We start from the raw sequence: 16,363 nt of genomic DNA on the forward strand, positions 1-16,363 counted from the left end.
GTCTTGAGTTATCTATCCAATTATTCGATTAATGAATCAAATAATTAAGTAGAATTTAGCACCTTCTTAGTAAATCTAAGGGTTGCTAAGGCTTCATTGGGTCATTCCCTCCACCTTTCTTGATAACATTTCAGTAAGTGTTTGAACTTTGTGAGCACAAATATTGCAATACAAAAATCACAAATCCAAATAATTTCTTGATTTTGTGAGTTTTTTATGAAATTCTTAAAATTATTGATTGTTCTTTGAAAAATACTTATTTTGAATAATTTCTCCGACGGGTTTGTTTTCAATCTTGCTTTCTAACCATGAAATAATATCGAGATATAGAAAAGCACGACGTTCATATGGGTGGTCTTCAAAAGTCTTTAACGTTTGATGTAATTTCCTAAATGCATTTTTTAGATCATGCGGGTAGATATCTTGCAGACCTCTAATGAATTTTATCATTTCTTTTTGAACTTCGTGGAGATCATTCATCTTTATTAAAAACTTATACGTACTTCGTAAAAGCGTTTCTAAATGATAGTCTAAGCCAGCTTCGTAATGCGCTACAAGATTTAATACGCGCGAAAAACAGAGTAAATCTTCGCGCATAGAAAGGGTTTTGTTTGAGATAATTTTATCCAAATACTTTATACACGCTTTATTGTTTCCGGCACCAAAATGCAAACTTGCAAATTTGTAATAGAAAATCATTTTGTGGTGTGGGTCTATTCTATCATTAAAAGGAATTAAGGCCTTTTCAATTTTTGGAATTAAATCTAAACCCTCTTCAAAACTGCCATCAATAAAGTGCTGATTGATACTATGGAAATTGGTGTATAAGAAAACTAAAGATGCAACATTCTCGTCTTGTGGAAAGCTAGAATTTTGAATAGTAGCTTCAAATTCAGAAAACTTTTCAAGGAATTTTGGTTTATTGCCAATAAAAAATAAAGCTTCTAAAAGGTAATTGTTGCCCTTTAAAAAAAAGACAGGGTTGAGGTTAATCATGCTGGGGTTTTGATAAAATAAATCCACCCATTTTGACGCGTATTTGTAGCAATTCAAAAAATCTTGTAATAAAAAGCTCTGCCAAAGATTGGTTTTGTAAAACCATAATTTTTCACGAAAGCCTAATTTTTCGAGCTTAACTTTAGGAAGTTGTTTGTTAAAATAATCCGTAATCATGTGAGCTTCTTCCTCGTTTCTTACATAGCCCGTTTTTAAAATGGTACTATACAGTTGAAGCGATAAATTAGAGAGTTTACTAGCAATAACATTGAGAGAACTTAATTCCTTGGCTTGTATTGCGAGTTCGTCTGCACGTGTGCTAATACTACGGGTAATATATTGCGATTCAATAACTTTTTCGAGTTCAACGATTTCAAAAGCCGAATTTTTTTCTTCGTTTACAATCGCTAGTTCTTTTGCTTTGTCTAAAATTTTTAAGCTTTGTTTATAAAGACCTTTATGATATAAAATGGAAGCAAAATCTAATTGTTCTCTAATTTGTAAGCGTACATTTTGATGCGAAGGGTTGAGTTTTAAGCTGATTAAAATTTGTTTGTATAAATGTGCTTTAACGTTTGCTAATTGCTGTTTTTTTACGATGCCACTTTTGATAATTGCAGATTCGTTATAGGTTTTGGCTTTGTCTAAAAGGTTAAAAAGATTTAAGAATTTAGAATCTGAATTTACACCAAGTCTCCCTACATAAAGCTTAAATTGTCGTTTTTCTGACTTTGTAAGTGACTTTACAAGTGAAAATAAATTATCTTTTTGGTCTTTAGTTATCAATTGAAAATAGATTTATAAGACTGTTAATCAAGAATTTAAAATGCATTTTGTCTATTGAACATCGTAAAGTTACATTATTAACCAGGTTCAAAGCAATTTCAAAACATATATTCGTTAGACAATACTATAAATATATTTTGATATATGTCAAATAACAACATACAAATCTTCGATACAACACTTCGCGATGGTGAACAGGTACCAGGTTGTAAACTTAATTCGGAACAAAAAGTTGTGATTGCGGAGCAATTAGATTTACTTGGAGTTGATGTCATTGAGGCTGGGTTTCCAGTTTCTAGTCCAGGTGATTTTGAATCTGTAAACGCTATTTCTAAGATCGTTAAAAATGCTACGGTTTGCGGTTTAACAAGGGCTGTAGAAAATGATATAAAAGTGGCTGCAGAATCTTTACAATATGCAAAAAGGCCTAGAATTCATACCGGAATTGGAACTTCAGATTTACATATTTTACATAAGTTTAAATCTAACAGAGATGCTATTATTGAGCGTGCTTTTGATGCTGTAAAATATGCTAAATCCTTTGTTGAGGATGTGGAGTTTTATGCAGAAGATGCGGGTCGTACTGAAAATGAATACTTGGCGAGAGTTTGTGAAGCGGCTATAAAGGCAGGTGCTACGGTATTAAATATTCCAGATACCACGGGCTATTGTTTGCCGAGTGAGTATGGTGCTAAGATAAAGTACTTAAAAGAAAATGTAAAAGGTATTGAAAAGGCTATTTTGTCTTGTCATTGTCATAACGATTTAGGTTTGGCTACTGCTAATTCTATTGAGGGTGTTATTAATGGTGCGCGCCAGATAGAGTGCACAATTAATGGAATTGGTGAACGTGCAGGTAATACGGCTTTAGAGGAAGTCGTCATGGTGTTGAAGCAACATCCTTATTTAAATTTAGACACCAATGTAAACACCTCCATGTTATATGGTATGAGTCAGTTGGTTAGTGATAGTATGGGTATTTATACTCAGCCAAATAAAGCGATTGTTGGTTCTAATGCTTTTGCGCATAGTTCAGGAATCCATCAAGATGGTGTTATAAAAAACCGAGAAACTTACGAGATAATTAATCCTGTAGATGTTGGAGTAACTGAATCTGCTATTGTTTTAACGGCAAGAAGTGGAAGAGCAGCTTTGGCATATAGGGCAAAAAATGTAGGTTACGAACTTACCAAGCTACAATTAGATGATGTCTATGCTAATTTTTTGCGTTTTGCAGATCAAAAAAAGGAGATAAATGATAGTGATATTCATCAAATCATTGAAACAAGTAAGGTGTATCAACAAATAATTTCAGCATAGATGGGTAAAACATTATTTGATAAAGTTTGGGATTCACATGTGGTCAGTACAATTGAGAATGGGCCACAAATTCTTTATATTGACAAGCATTTAATACATGAGGTTACGAGTCCACAAGCTTTTAATGAGTTAGAAGATCGTGGAATTCCTATTTTTAGGCCGAACCAAATTGTTGCTACGGCAGATCATAATACTCCGACGATGCATCAAGATCAACCGATACGAGATGCTTTATCTAGAAAACAACTAGAGCAATTATCAGAAAATTGTGAAAAAAATAATATAACACTATACCAATTAGGACATAAATATAACGGAATTGTGCATGTAATGGCTCCAGAGTTAGGTGTGACGCAACCAGGCTTAACCATGGTCTGCGGTGATAGTCATACGTCAACACATGGTGCGTTCGGAGCCATTGCTTTTGGTATTGGTACCAGTCAGGTTGCACAGGTTTTTGCTAGTCAATGCTTGTTGCTTACCAAGCCCAAAAGTCTTAGAGTGACCGTAAATGGGAAATTGAAAAAAGGAGTGCTTCCTAAAGATGTCATTTTATATATCATTTCAAAATTAGGAACTAATTCTGGTACCGGTTATTTCTGTGAGTATGCAGGAAATGTTTTTGAAGAAATGAGCATGGAAGGTCGTATGACTGTTTGTAATATGAGCATAGAAATGGGAGCGCGAGGAGGTATGATAGCGCCAGATGATACTACTTTTGAATATGTAAAAGGAAGGCAATTTGCGCCAAAAGGTGAAGCTTTTGATAAGAAAGTGGCTTACTGGAAAACTCTGCCAACCGATAGTGATGCCACATTTGATAAGGAATACAGTTTTGATGCCGAAGATATTGAGCCTATGATTACCTACGGCACAAATCCAGGTATGGGTATTAAAATTTCTGAAACAATTCCAGTAGATGAAAATCCGTCGTTTAAAAAATCTTTAGCCTATATGGATTTTGAAGCTGGCGAAAGTCTAATTAATAAGCCTATTAATTTTGTATTTATAGGGAGTTGTACAAATTCTAGAATTGAAGATTTTAGAGTGGCAGCAAATTATATTAAAGGAAAACGAAAAGCCGATAATGTTACGGCTTGGTTAGTGCCAGGTAGTAAGCAAGTAGAATCTCAAATTATAGAAGAAGGCTTGAAATCTATTTTTGATGATGCAGGGTTTGAATTGCGTCAGCCAGGTTGTTCGGCATGTTTAGCCATGAATGACGATAAGATACCGCAAGGGGAATATTGTGTGTCTACTTCAAATCGTAATTTTGAAGGACGTCAAGGACAGGGTTCTAGAACCATTTTGGCAAGTCCGCTTGTGGCAGCAGCAACCGCTGTAGAAGGTAAAATTATAGATATTTCAAAGCAATTAAATTAATGGAAAAGTTTACAACATTACAATCAAAAGGCATTCCGTTAAATATTGAGAATGTAGATACTGATCAAATCATACCAGCACGTTTTTTAAAAGCAACGGATAGAAAAGGATTTGGAGACAATGTTTTTAGGGACTGGAGATATCAGAAGGACGGCACAGTTAACACAGATTTTGTGTTAAACGACTCACGGTATTCCGGAAGTATTTTGGTTGCTGGCGATAATTTTGGTTGCGGTTCTAGTAGAGAGCATGCGGCTTGGGCTATTACAGGATATGGTTTTAAAGTCGTGGTTTCAAGTTTTTTTGCAGACATATTTAAGGGAAATGCCCTTAATAATGGGTTGTTGCCTGTGCAGGTTTCGGCAGACTTTTTAAGTGACTTAATGCAAGCTATTGTGTCTAATCCAGAGACGGAATTAGTAGTTGATCTCGAAAACCAAAACATTTCGGTAAAAGGTTTGGGCTTAAGCGAAAATTTTGACATTGATCCCTATAAAAAAACTTGCATGATTAATGGTTATGATGATATCGACTACCTCATTAATAACAAAGTACAAATAGAAGCTTTTGAAGCTCAAAAAATATACTAATTAACAAACGTAAAAGTTCCGTTTGGATTCGGAAATCATAATTTTTTTCAATGAAATTAAATATAGCAGTATTACCAGGAGATGGTATTGGTCCAGAAGTCACAAATCAAGCTATAAAAGCTTTAAAAGCAATTGCTTCAGAATTTAATCATAATTTTAAATTTACAACTGCAGATGTTGGTGCTGTTGCAATAGATAAGCATAATAATGCGTTGCCAGATGCAACATTAGACTTGTGTAAAAATACAGATGCAATTCTATTTGGAGCGATTGGAGATCCTAAATACGACAATAATCCTGCGGCAAAAGTAAGGCCAGAACAAGGTTTGCTTAAACTGCGTAAGGAGTTGGGGTTGTATGCTAATATAAGACCTGTTAAAGCTTATACGAGCTTGTTGGAGAAATCTCCTTTAAAAAAACATATCATCCAAGGTACTGATATTTCTATTTATAGAGAATTAACTGGCGGCATTTATTTTGGCGAAAAGCAATTATCTGAAGATGGAAATGAAGCCTCAGATTTATGTCGTTATTCACGTGAAGAAATAGAACGTATAGCGCACTTGGCCTTCGTTGCAGCAGAGCATAGAAATCATAAAGTTACTTTAGTAGATAAAGCAAATGTTTTAGAAACCTCCAGGCTTTGGAGAGCGGTAGTAAAAGAAGTTGCTCAACAATATCAAGAGGTTACACTCGACTTTTTGTTTGTAGACAATGCAGCGATGCAAATGATATTAAACCCAAAACAGTTTGATGTGATCTTAACCGAAAACATGTTTGGAGATATTATTAGTGATGAAGCTAGTGTTATCGGAGGTTCTATAGGGTTGTTGGCTTCGGCTTCTGTAGGAGATAAATATGCGATGTTTGAGCCTATTCATGGTTCTTATCCACAGGCCGCTGATAAAGGTATTGCTAATCCTATTGCATCCATTTTATCTGCTGCTATGTTGTTGAGTCATTTTGATTTATATAATGAAGCAGAATTAATTAGGTTAGCTGTAGAAAAATCATTAAAATTAAACATCACAACACCAGATATAAATTCGGTGGTAAATACGGTGACAACCTCTAATGTTGGTGATTTTATTGAAGATTTTATCTACAATCCAAAAGATACTAATCTCAATTTTAAGAATATCCATTTAGGGCAGTCCACTATAATATAATTTTAAGATAATGCCTACACAACCAAAATTAACACGATTCAATCAAAATGTATTATCTAAGTATCAGATATACAACAGTATATTTATGACTTTGCCTTTTGATGCCGTTACAAAAACAGGAGCGCTTTTACCTTTGTTTCATGAAACTTGTCAAAAAGGATTTGCAAATAAAGATACTCCCACAGCAATAGTAGATTCATTTTTTAAGAAATATCAAGCAAGGCGATCTTCTGAAAGTCAGGTGAATTTGTTGTTTCGATTTATTCAATATATCGAAAGACAAGTTGTTTTATTCGATGCCATTGAAGATGCTGCTTTTCCTATAGTTAATAATATGGATGGTATTGGGACTTTGCGAAGCTTGAAGGAAACCGTCTCTGCAGATAATAAGTTAGAAACGCTTCGAAAATATTTAGAAGAATTTAAAGTTAGAATTGTTTTAACAGCGCATCCTACACAATTTTATCCAGGTTCAGTTCTGGGGATTATTACTGATTTAACGGAAGCAATTCGTGAAAATGATTTATTAAAAATTAATGACCTTTTAGCGCAATTAGGAAAAACACCATTTTTTAAGCACAAGAAACCCACACCTTTTGATGAGGCTGTGAGTCTCATATGGTATTTAGAAAATGTGTTTTATAAATCCTTTGGTAGTATATACGATTATATTCAACAGAATATATTTGATGGTGAACCTATTGATAACGATATTATTAATGTAGGTTTTTGGCCAGGAGGAGATAGAGACGGAAATCCTTTTGTGACTCCAGAAATTACATTAAAAGTTGCAGATCGTTTAAGGCTTTCAATTATTAAAAACTATTATAGAAATGTAAGACAGTTGAAGCGAAAATTAACATTTCAAGGTGTTGAGGATCGTATGATTAATTTGGAACGAGAACTATATAGTATCATAACTAATGAGCCATCCGATTTAACTTTGGCATATTTTGTTTCAGAATTAAAAGCTGTGAAGCAAATCATTATCGATAAGCATCAGTCTTTATACGTTGATGAGCTCAATAGTTTAATTAACAAAACGCATTTATTTGGATTTCACTTTGCAAATTTAGATATCAGACAAGATAGCCGCAAGCACGCGCAATTTTTTAATGATATGGTGAATGCGTTAATTGAGAGTGGTAGTGAGGTTTTTCCTAACAATTATCACGATTTATCAGAAAGTGAGCAAATTAAAGTTCTCTCTAAAGTAAAAGGATCTGTTAATTTGTCTTTAATTAAGGATGAAGAAACATTAAAAGCTTTAGAAACCATAAAAGCTATAAAAACAATTCAGGAAACAAATGGTGAACAGGCAGCTAATCGCTATATTATAAGTAATAATCAATCAACGTTGCATGTTATGCAATTATTTGCGATGCTAAAATTAGTGGCGTTTCACGAAGATTTAACTGTAGATATTGGGCCGTTGTTTGAAACCATAACTGATTTAGAAAATGCACCGCAGGTAATGGAAGAGTTGTATACAAATCCTGATTATGCGAAACATTTAAAATCTAGAGGAAATAAACAGACTATTATGCTTGGTTTTAGTGATGGGACTAAAGATGGTGGTTATCTAATGGCAAATTGGGCAATTTATCAGGCTAAGGAAAACTTAACTAGGGTGTCCAGAGCGCATGGAATTAAGGTCATTTTCTTTGATGGTCGTGGTGGGCCACCAGCACGAGGTGGAGGAAAAACACATAACTTTTATGCTTCTCTAGGTCCTACTATAGAAGATGAAGAAGTGCAATTAACGATTCAAGGTCAGACCATAAGTTCTAATTTCGGTACTTTAGAGTCTTCTCAATATAACTTAGAACAATTAATTAGTTCTGGTATTGGTAATAGTTTAAGTGATGTGGATTTAAAAATGCAGCCCGAAAACAGAGAGGTTATGACCGATTTGGCAAAGCGTAGTTACGAGGCGTATGCGGCTTTTAAAGCACATCCTAAATTTATCTCTTATTTAGAGCATATGAGTACGCTTAAGTATTATGCGAAAACAAATATTGGAAGTCGACCATCTAAAAGAGGTAAATCGGAAGGGTTGGTTTTTGAAGATTTAAGAGCTATTCCTTTTGTAGGTTCTTGGAGTCAATTAAAACAAAATGTACCTGGTTTTTTTGGAGTGGGTACGGCATTAAAGCATTATGAAGACATTGGAGAATTTGATAAGGCACAACATTTGTTTAAAACTTCGAGTTTCTTTAAGACTTTAATTGAAAACAGTATGATGTCTTTATCAAAATCATTTTTTGATTTAACACGTTATATGTCTGAAGATGAAGAATACGGTGAATTTTGGAACCTGATTTATGAGGAGTACGAAACTTCTAAACGTCTAATTTTAAAACTTACGGGTTATAAGGAACTAATGGAGGAGGAGCCTTCGGGTAAAGCTTCGATAGCTGTTAGAGAATCTATTGTATTACCTTTATTAACAATTCAACAGTATGCTTTAAAAAAGATTCAAGAGCTTGAAAAAGCAGAGGTGCGCGATGAAGCACAGATTAAGATTTTTGAAAAAATGGTAACCAGATCATTATTTGGTAATATTAATGCCAGTCGTAATTCTGCATAAAAAGCATTCGTTTTAGAAAATAAAAATCCTCAGAAGTTGTTATTCTTCTGAGGATTTTTTTGTGCTGAATATTTAGATGTTATAAGTGATAAAGAAACCCTCGAAGGTTAGGCTTCGAAGGTTTCTATTCTAACAACTAAATTAATTATCAATTTAAACTTAAATGAAAGAATTCAATTATCTTTCTCTTTTTCCTGGGTAAGCAATTTCACCATGCTCAGAAAGGTCAAGTCCAACTAGTTCTTCTTCTTCGCTTACTCTTAGGCCCATTGTAGATTTTAAAATTTTCAAAACAATAAAAGATAAAACAACAGCCCAAACACCATAAGCTAAAGCTCCTGTAGCTTGTGCACCTAATTGGCTAAATCCACCTCCGTTAAATAATCCAATTCCTGTATCTCCGTCAATGCCCCAAAGACCAATTACAATTGTTCCCCATACACCTGCAACGCCGTGTACAGATGCGGCTCCGATAGCGTCATCAATCTTTAATTTTTTCTCAATAAACTCAATTGAGAATACAACAATGATACCGCCAATAAGACCGGCTAAAAGAGCTCCTCCAGCAGACATGTTTCCGCAGCCAGCAGTAATACTTACTAAACCAGCTAAGGCACCGTTTAAAGTTTGTGGTAGATTGGGTTTTCCGTACCAGATCCAGGTGGTAATTAGGGCGCCAAGACCACCAGCAGCAGCAGCTAAATTTGTAACCAATACTACATTTGAAGCGGCAACAGCATCGTCACCTCCCCAAGCGAGTTGAGAACCTCCGTTAAATCCGAACCATCCTAACCAAAGGACAAAAACACCTAAGGTTGCTAAAATTTGGTTGTGACCTGGAATTGGCATTACTTTTCCGTCTATAAACTTTCCAATACGAGGACCTACCATGTAAGCGGCTACTAAAGCTGCCCATCCACCTACAGAGTGAACTATTGAAGATCCTGCAAAGTCAATAAAACCAAGTTCTGTTAACCATCCAGAGCCCTGCCATTGCCATCCGCCAGCAATAGGATAAATTAAAGCAGTCATTATAATTGAGAAAATAGCATAGGTTGAGTATTTTGTTCTACCTGCAATTGCTCCAGATACGATAGTGGCAGCTGTTGCAGCAAACATAGTTTGGAATAGTAAGTCGGCTCCTTCACCTTGCATTAGGCCACTCCAGAAAAACCATCCGTTTGAAGTGTCACCATACATTAAAGAATAGCCTACAAACCAATAGGTTAATGAGCCTACACAGATGTCGAGTAGGTTTTTCATTGCGATATTAGCTGCATTTTTAGAACGTGTCATGCCAGTTTCAACAAGTGTAAATCCAGCTTGCATAAAGAACACTAGGATAGCGGATAAGAGCATCCAAAGCATTCCCATGTCACCATTTACAGCTGCAACGGCTGCTTCAATTTCAGTAGGTTCTGCTGCGTCTTGTATTGCAGCTAGAGTTGGGAGTATAGTTAAAAAATTAGGTATCATATGTAAAAGTATTAGTTAGTATTATGGTTTAGAACGTGTAGATTGCAGCCAAAGTAAATGCTTCTAAACTACTTGAGTCTTCACCATCAGCGTCAAAGTATGCGGCATCATTATTACTCCAAGAATCTAATCTCACTTCTGGTTTAATAATTAAGTTACTGTCTACTATGTAGCTTCCTGTTACTGTAAGGCCGATAACGCTAGGTAAATCATCTCCTTCTTCTGCGTGGAATCCGTAATATTCCCCTCTTAATCCAAGTGCAAATTCTTCAGATAGTGTGTATTGTGGATATAGAGCTGCTCCGTAAAAGCCATTTTCAAAATCATCACTAAGTACTGCTCCTTCGTCATCGTAGTAATAAGAAGATGTTTGGTAAGCAGCGTTAATTCCTAAGAAGAAATCATCAGAAAGATCAAAACCACCTGTGTAATCAATTTCAAACCCTAAGCCAGCATTGGCTCCACTGTCGTAGTATAAGTTGAGGTATTGTCCTTTGTATCCGAGTTGCGCTCCAAAAGAATATTCACCAGTTGTAGAGGTGTCGTTGGTGTCCCAAGGATTCATAACAGCTAACATTAAGCTAAAATCGTCAGATATAGCAAAATCTGCTTTTAGTCCCATGTGAGAGAATGGTCCACTAGAGAACAAGTAAGATGTGCTATAGTTAAAGTTTGCTGCAGGAGCTATAACTTCATAGCCTAAAAAGGTGTTAAAACGTCCCATGGTTAACGTAGTTGTTTCGGATACATTCCAATATACATAGGCTTGGTTGACTATGCCATCCACAATATCATTACTAAATGTTGCGCTTCCACCTCTTGGTCCTGTTACTAAATCGAGAACAGCTCCAACTTTACCGCTTTCGTAACTAGCAATTAGGTTACCCATACCTAAGGCAAATCCTGTTTGGTCGGCGAAGGCGGTCCCAAAAGATTGTCCGGAATCATCAGAAGCAGTGAGGTAGGTTTGGTAGTAGGCGTCAACGCTACCGCTAATAGTAAAAGATTTGGTTTCTTCGGTTTCTTCTTCTTGGGCAGTTAAGCCAAATGCAATAAAGAACAATGAAAGCGTAAGTAATTTTTTCATAATAACGTGTTTAATAATAGTTAGTTCTGCTCAAATCTATATAATCTTTATTGATACCCTCTAAATTTTTGGGGTTAAAATGAAATTTTTATGAATATTTAATTTTATACCCTCTAAAATTTAGGGTTAAAATTAAATATTGTGATTTTTTTATTATATCAATAATTGGAATTTTTAAAAATTCATAAAAATTGCATAAAAAATGATTAAAATTTACTTCTTGGTTTAAGTTTTAGATGTTTTGTTAGTGAATAGATATTTTTGTTGCGTAATTCATATTGGCTATTCTTTAATAAAACACGTTATTATTGCAATATTTTCATTGAAAATGCACTTAACTATCGATATGGGAAAAGTGTTTCGTGTATTTTTTAAATCAATTTTTTGAATATATATTAGAGGAGTAATAAGGTGTAAAAACCTTGAAATTTTTTGTAAAATATGTTTAAAAAGCAAGGGCTCTATTTACCAGAATTTGAACACGAAAATTGTGGAGCAGGATTCATCTGTAATCTAAAGGGAGAAAAGACAAATCAAATTATACATGATGCACTAGAAATTCTAGTAAAATTAGAGCATCGTGGTGGTGTAAGTGCTGATGGAAAAACTGGAGATGGAGCGGGTTTGTTAATTGATATACCACATGCTTATTTTAAACGCGTTTGTGGTTTTAAAGTTCCTGTTAGAGGAAAGTACGCTGTGGGTATGGTGTTCTTGCCAAAAAACAGAAATCAATACCGTTTTTGTAAGGATACTTTTGAGAAAGAAATCATTGCTCAAGGGCTTACTGTTATTGGGTGGAGAGAGGTTCCGGTAGACTCTACTCAACTCGGTGAAATAGCATTAGCATCAGAGCCAAATATAGAGCAGCTTTTTGTTGGAAAATCAAACGAGGTTTCTGAGGCCGATTTTAAAGCAAAATTATACGCTGCACGGAAAATTACAGAGCATACAGTTCGTCAATCTAAGATGTCGCAAAGCTCTTATTTTTACGTATCTAGTTTGTCTATGAATACATTGATATATAAAGGTATAATTATGCCTGAAGATATTGGTGCATATTACAAAGATTTACAAGAAAATGATTTGGTAACACGCTTAGCTTTGGTACACCAACGCTTTTCTACAAACACAATGCCAACTTGGGAATTGGCACAACCCTTCCGTTTTATGTGTCAGAATGGAGAGATAAATACACTCCGTGGTAATGTGAGTAGAATGCGCGTTCGGGAAGAGATTATGAAGAGTGATGTTTTTGGTCCTCAGATCGATAAATTGTTTCCTATAATTTTACCTGGAAAATCGGATTCTGCTTCTATGGATATGGTAGTAGAATTATTAACACATACGGGAAGATCATTGCCAGAGGTAATGATGATGATGATACCTGAAGCATGGGAAAAACATGCAACGATGTCGCCAGAACGAAAAGCCTTTTACGATTATAATGCTTGTATTATGGAGCCTTGGGATGGCCCAGCATCAGTACCATTTACAGACGGAAACTATATTGGTGCACTGTTGGATAGAAACGGTTTAAGGCCTTCTCGATACACGGTAACCAAAAGTGGTAAGTTAATTATGTCGTCTGAAATTGGAGTTGTGGATATTGCTCCAGAAGATGTTGAAAGTCATGGTCGTTTAGAGCCTGGGAAAATGTTTCTAGTAGACATGAACCAAGGGCGTATAATTAATGACGAAGAAATAAAAAGTAAAATCGTAAAAGAACGACCTTATCAAGAATGGTTAGATAAAACACGGTTACATTTAAAAGATATTCCTTATACAGGCGAAACCTGTCCGATTGAAACGCTGGATATGAAAACCAGACAGCGTTTGTTTAACTATACCTTCGAAGATATTCAGGAAGTTATTACACCTATGGCACAAAAGGCTAAAGAGGCTTTAGGCTCTATGGGTATTGATACTCCTTTGGCTGTCTTGTCAAATAAGCCGCAGCTCATTTCAAACTATTTTAAGCAATTATTTGCTCAGGTAACCAACCCACCATTAGATGGTATTAGGGAAGAAATTGTGACCGATATTAGTTTGGCTTTAGGAAAAGATAGAAACATTTTTAGCATCACAGAGCGTCAATGTCGAAAATTAAAAATTCAAAATCCTGTTATATCAAATGATGATTTAGCAAAAATTCGAAACATTCAAGTGGAGGGCTTTAAAGCTGAAACAGTTGAAATGTTATATGATAAAGATAGAGGTCTTAATGGTTTAGAAGATGCCTTAGATGGTATTATTACACAAATAGAAAAGGCTTTAGATAGAAAAACAAATATTATAATTCTTTCAGACCGTGGAGTGAGTAAAGAAAAGGCTCCAATACCACCATTATTAGCATGTTCTTATGTTAGTCATCAAATGAATCGTTTACGTAAGCGTTCGTATTTTGATATTATAATAGAGTCTGCAGAACCTCGAGAACCACATCATTTTGCGACATTATTTGGTTATGGTGCGAGTGCTGTAAATCCATATATGGTTAATGAAATTATTAGAATACAAGTTAAAGAAGGCTTTATTACTGATATGGATGAGCAAAAGGCGGTAGATAATTTTAATAAAGCAATTGGTAAAGGAATTCTTAAGGTAATGAACAAAATCGGAATTTCAACGTTGCGTTCTTATAGAGGATCTCAAATTTTTGAAATTGTAGGTTTTAATTCTCAATTCGTTGAAAAGTATTTTCCGTATACAGCGTCTAGAATTGAAGGTATTGGTCTCTATGAGATTGAAAAAGAAATTGATAAGCGCTACAAATATGCGTATCCAGATACTGAAGTCGATAAACGCTTAGGATTAAATATAGGTGGTGATTACCGTTGGAGACGAAATGGTGAAAAGCACTTGTTTAACCCTACAACGGTTGCAAAATTACAACAAGCGGTTAGGTTAAGTGATCAGGCTAGTTATGATTTGTATGCAAAAACCATCAATGAGCAGTCCGAAAATTTAATGACTATCCGTGGGCTATTTGAATTTAATAACATTGATCCTATTCCTATTGAAGAAGTAGAGCCATGGACGGAAATTGTAAAACGATTTAAAACAGGAGCCATGTCTTATGGGTCTATTTCTCGTGAAGCGCATGAAAATTTAGCCATTGCTATGAATAGAATTGGAGGTAAATCTAATTCAGGTGAAGGAGGAGAGGATCGTAGGCGTTTTCAGCCCGATGTCAATGGAGATAGTCGGAATTCAGCAATAAAGCAGGTGGCTTCTGGCCGTTTTGGTGTGACCTCGCACTATTTGACGAATGCTAAAGAAATTCAGATTAAAATGGCTCAGGGCGCAAAGCCTGGAGAAGGAGGGCAGTTACCAGGCGAAAAAGTTTTACCATGGATTGCCTCAGCTCGAAACTCAACTCCATTTGTGGGGTTAATTTCTCCACCACCACATCACGATATCTATTCCATTGAAGATTTGGCGCAATTAATATACGACCTTAAAAATGCCAACCGTGAAGCCAGAATAAATGTAAAATTAGTATCTGAAGTTGGTGTAGGTACTATTGCGGCAGGTGTAGCAAAGGCAAAAGCAGATGTAGTGCTTATTTCAGGTTACGATGGTGGTACAGGAGCTTCTCCTTTAACATCGTTAAAACACGCAGGTTTACCATGGGAACTTGGATTAGCAGAAGCGCAGCAAACCTTAGTTCTTAATAATCTAAGAAGTAGAATTGTTGTTGAATGTGATGGTCAGTTAAAAACAGGTAGAGATGTGGCTATAGCCGCCTTATTGGGAGCGGAAGAATTTGGTTTTGCGACTGCTCCACTTGTTGCTTCAGGCTGTATAATGATGCGTAAGTGTCACTTAAACACTTGTCCTGTTGGGATTGCCACACAAGACAAAGAACTACGTAAAAACTTTAAAGGGACACCAGAACATGTTATTAATTTCTTCTACTATATCGCTGAAGAGCTAAGAGGTATAATGGCAGAATTAGGTTTTAGATCCATGGCAGAGATGATTGGGCAAACGCATAAGATTAATGCCAATAGAGCTATAAAACATTATAAAGCTAAAGGTTTGGACTTGTCTTCTATACTACATCGATCGGAGGCTTATAGCACCATGATTGTTAAGAATACTGAGAAGCAAGATCATAATTTAGACAATGTTCTCGATTTCAAAATATTAAAGGATTCGCACCGCGCGTTATATCGTAAAGAACAGATGACATTGTCTTACCCAATTAAAAATACAAATCGTACTGTTGGTGCAATTGTAAGTAATGAGATTTCAAAAATATATGGTCATTTAGGTTTGCCAGAAGACACTCTGAGTATCAATTTTCAGGGGTCAGCTGGACAAAGTTTCGGAGCCTTTGGTGCACACGGTCTAACCTTTAAATTAGAAGGAAACACCAATGATTATCTAGGTAAAGGATTATCTGGAGCAAAGTTAATTGTTAAAAAGCCTTTAAAAGCAGATTTTAAGGCTGAAGAGAATATTATTATCGGAAATGTATGTTTGTTTGGTGCTGTGGAAGGCCAAGCGTTTATCAATGGTATTGCAGGAGAACGTTTTGCGGTTAGAAACTCTGGTGCTATAGCTGTCGTTGAAGGTGTAGGTGACCATTGCTGTGAATATATGACTGGCGGAAAAGTGATTGTCCTCGGTAAAACAGGACGAAATTTTGCAGCTGGAATGAGTGGAGGTATCGCTTATGTGTATGATCCCGAAAAAGCATTTGTAAACGGATTATGTAATACTGAAACCATAGAATTTGAGAAAATTCTTAAAAAAGATGGGCAAGAATTAAAAGCTATAATAGAGAAACATGTGAAATATACAGATAGTAGGCGAGGTGCCGAATTGCTCGCGGATTGGGAGACAAGTTTAAGTCATTTTGTTCGTGTTATGCCAACAGAATATAAACGTGCTTTAAAGCGCTTGGAAACCGAAGAACAAATGGTTGAAGAATTAGAGGTTGTGTAATTCAAATTTG

General features: G+C 35.5%; 9 protein-coding genes and 1 riboswitch. Of the genes, 6 read left to right on the forward strand and 3 right to left on the reverse strand.

The annotated features are described in order from the left end of the window. Positions 1 to 5: 5 nt before the first annotated feature. Positions 6 to 129, reverse strand: a riboswitch (SAM riboswitch). Positions 130 to 231: 102 nt separating this feature from the next. Beyond that, positions 232 to 1,779, reverse strand: a complete 1,548-nt coding sequence (locus C8N41_RS05395) for a hypothetical protein (RefSeq protein WP_170137101.1) — start codon at positions 1,777 to 1,779, stop codon at positions 232 to 234. Positions 1,780 to 1,926: 147 nt separating this feature from the next. Between C8N41_RS05395 and C8N41_RS05400 the strand changes: the two genes are divergently transcribed. The 5 genes from C8N41_RS05400 to C8N41_RS05420 are packed head-to-tail and all read left to right on the forward strand — an operon-like array spanning position 1,927 to position 8,834. Then, entirely contained in the window at positions 1,927 to 3,102 is a 1,176-nt protein-coding gene (locus C8N41_RS05400; RefSeq protein ID WP_115838474.1) for a 2-isopropylmalate synthase, read from the forward strand. Next, positions 3,103 to 4,485 carry a 3-isopropylmalate dehydratase large subunit gene (gene leuC / locus C8N41_RS05405; RefSeq protein ID WP_115838475.1) on the forward strand — a complete coding sequence of 461 codons (1,383 nt, stop codon included), beginning with the start codon at positions 3,103 to 3,105 and terminating at the stop codon, positions 4,483 to 4,485. After that, a complete protein-coding gene (gene leuD / locus C8N41_RS05410; protein ID WP_115838476.1) occupies positions 4,485 to 5,075 on the forward strand; it encodes a 3-isopropylmalate dehydratase small subunit in 591 nt (196 codons plus the stop codon). Before leuC ends, leuD begins: the two co-directional genes overlap by 1 nt. A 50-nt stretch (positions 5,076 to 5,125) precedes the next feature. Beyond that, positions 5,126 to 6,244: a 3-isopropylmalate dehydrogenase gene (leuB, locus tag C8N41_RS05415; RefSeq protein ID WP_115838477.1), complete on the forward strand. Its 1,119-nt coding sequence runs from the start codon at positions 5,126 to 5,128 to the stop codon at positions 6,242 to 6,244. A 10-nt stretch (positions 6,245 to 6,254) separates the two neighbouring features. Next, on the forward strand, positions 6,255 to 8,834 hold the full coding sequence (locus tag C8N41_RS05420; protein WP_115838478.1) for a phosphoenolpyruvate carboxylase: 2,580 nt from the start codon (positions 6,255 to 6,257) through the stop codon (positions 8,832 to 8,834). Positions 8,835 to 9,011: 177 nt separating this feature from the next. Here the strand turns inward: C8N41_RS05420 and C8N41_RS05425 are convergent, their stop codons facing one another. Together C8N41_RS05425 and C8N41_RS05430 are read right to left on the reverse strand one after the other, a co-directional pair. After that, positions 9,012 to 10,310 carry an ammonium transporter gene (locus C8N41_RS05425; RefSeq protein WP_115838479.1) on the reverse strand — a complete coding sequence of 433 codons (1,299 nt, stop codon included), beginning with the start codon at positions 10,308 to 10,310 and terminating at the stop codon, positions 9,012 to 9,014. Positions 10,311 to 10,338: 28 nt separating this feature from the next. Next, positions 10,339 to 11,397 (reverse strand): outer membrane beta-barrel protein, encoded by a 1,059-nt coding sequence (locus C8N41_RS05430; RefSeq protein ID WP_092444991.1) that lies wholly within the window; start codon positions 11,395 to 11,397, stop codon positions 10,339 to 10,341. A 441-nt stretch (positions 11,398 to 11,838) separates the two neighbouring features. On the opposite strand from C8N41_RS05430, the gene gltB reads away from it, so the two are divergent. Then, a complete protein-coding gene (gltB, locus tag C8N41_RS05435) occupies positions 11,839 to 16,353 on the forward strand; it encodes a glutamate synthase large subunit (protein WP_115838480.1) in 4,515 nt (1,504 codons plus the stop codon). The last annotated feature ends 10 nt before the right edge of the window (positions 16,354 to 16,363 follow it).

This window comes from Winogradskyella sediminis (assembly GCF_003387355.1).
Taxonomy (GTDB): Bacteria; Bacteroidota; Bacteroidia; order Flavobacteriales; family Flavobacteriaceae; genus Winogradskyella; species Winogradskyella sediminis.

Coding starts and splice junctions, on each gene's coding strand:
- leuB (WP_115838477.1), top strand. CDS start 5,126: ATGAAATTAAATATAGCAGTATTACCAGGAGATGGTATTGGTCCAGAA.
- C8N41_RS05430 (WP_092444991.1), bottom strand. CDS start 11,397: ATGAAAAAATTACTTACGCTTTCATTGTTCTTTATTGCATTTGGCTTA.
- leuD (WP_115838476.1), top strand. CDS start 4,485: ATGGAAAAGTTTACAACATTACAATCAAAAGGCATTCCGTTAAATATT.
- leuC (WP_115838475.1), top strand. CDS start 3,103: ATGGGTAAAACATTATTTGATAAAGTTTGGGATTCACATGTGGTCAGT.
- gltB (WP_115838480.1), top strand. CDS start 11,839: ATGTTTAAAAAGCAAGGGCTCTATTTACCAGAATTTGAACACGAAAAT.
- C8N41_RS05425 (WP_115838479.1), bottom strand. CDS start 10,310: ATGATACCTAATTTTTTAACTATACTCCCAACTCTAGCTGCAATACAA.
- C8N41_RS05420 (WP_115838478.1), top strand. CDS start 6,255: ATGCCTACACAACCAAAATTAACACGATTCAATCAAAATGTATTATCT.
- C8N41_RS05400 (WP_115838474.1), top strand. CDS start 1,927: ATGTCAAATAACAACATACAAATCTTCGATACAACACTTCGCGATGGT.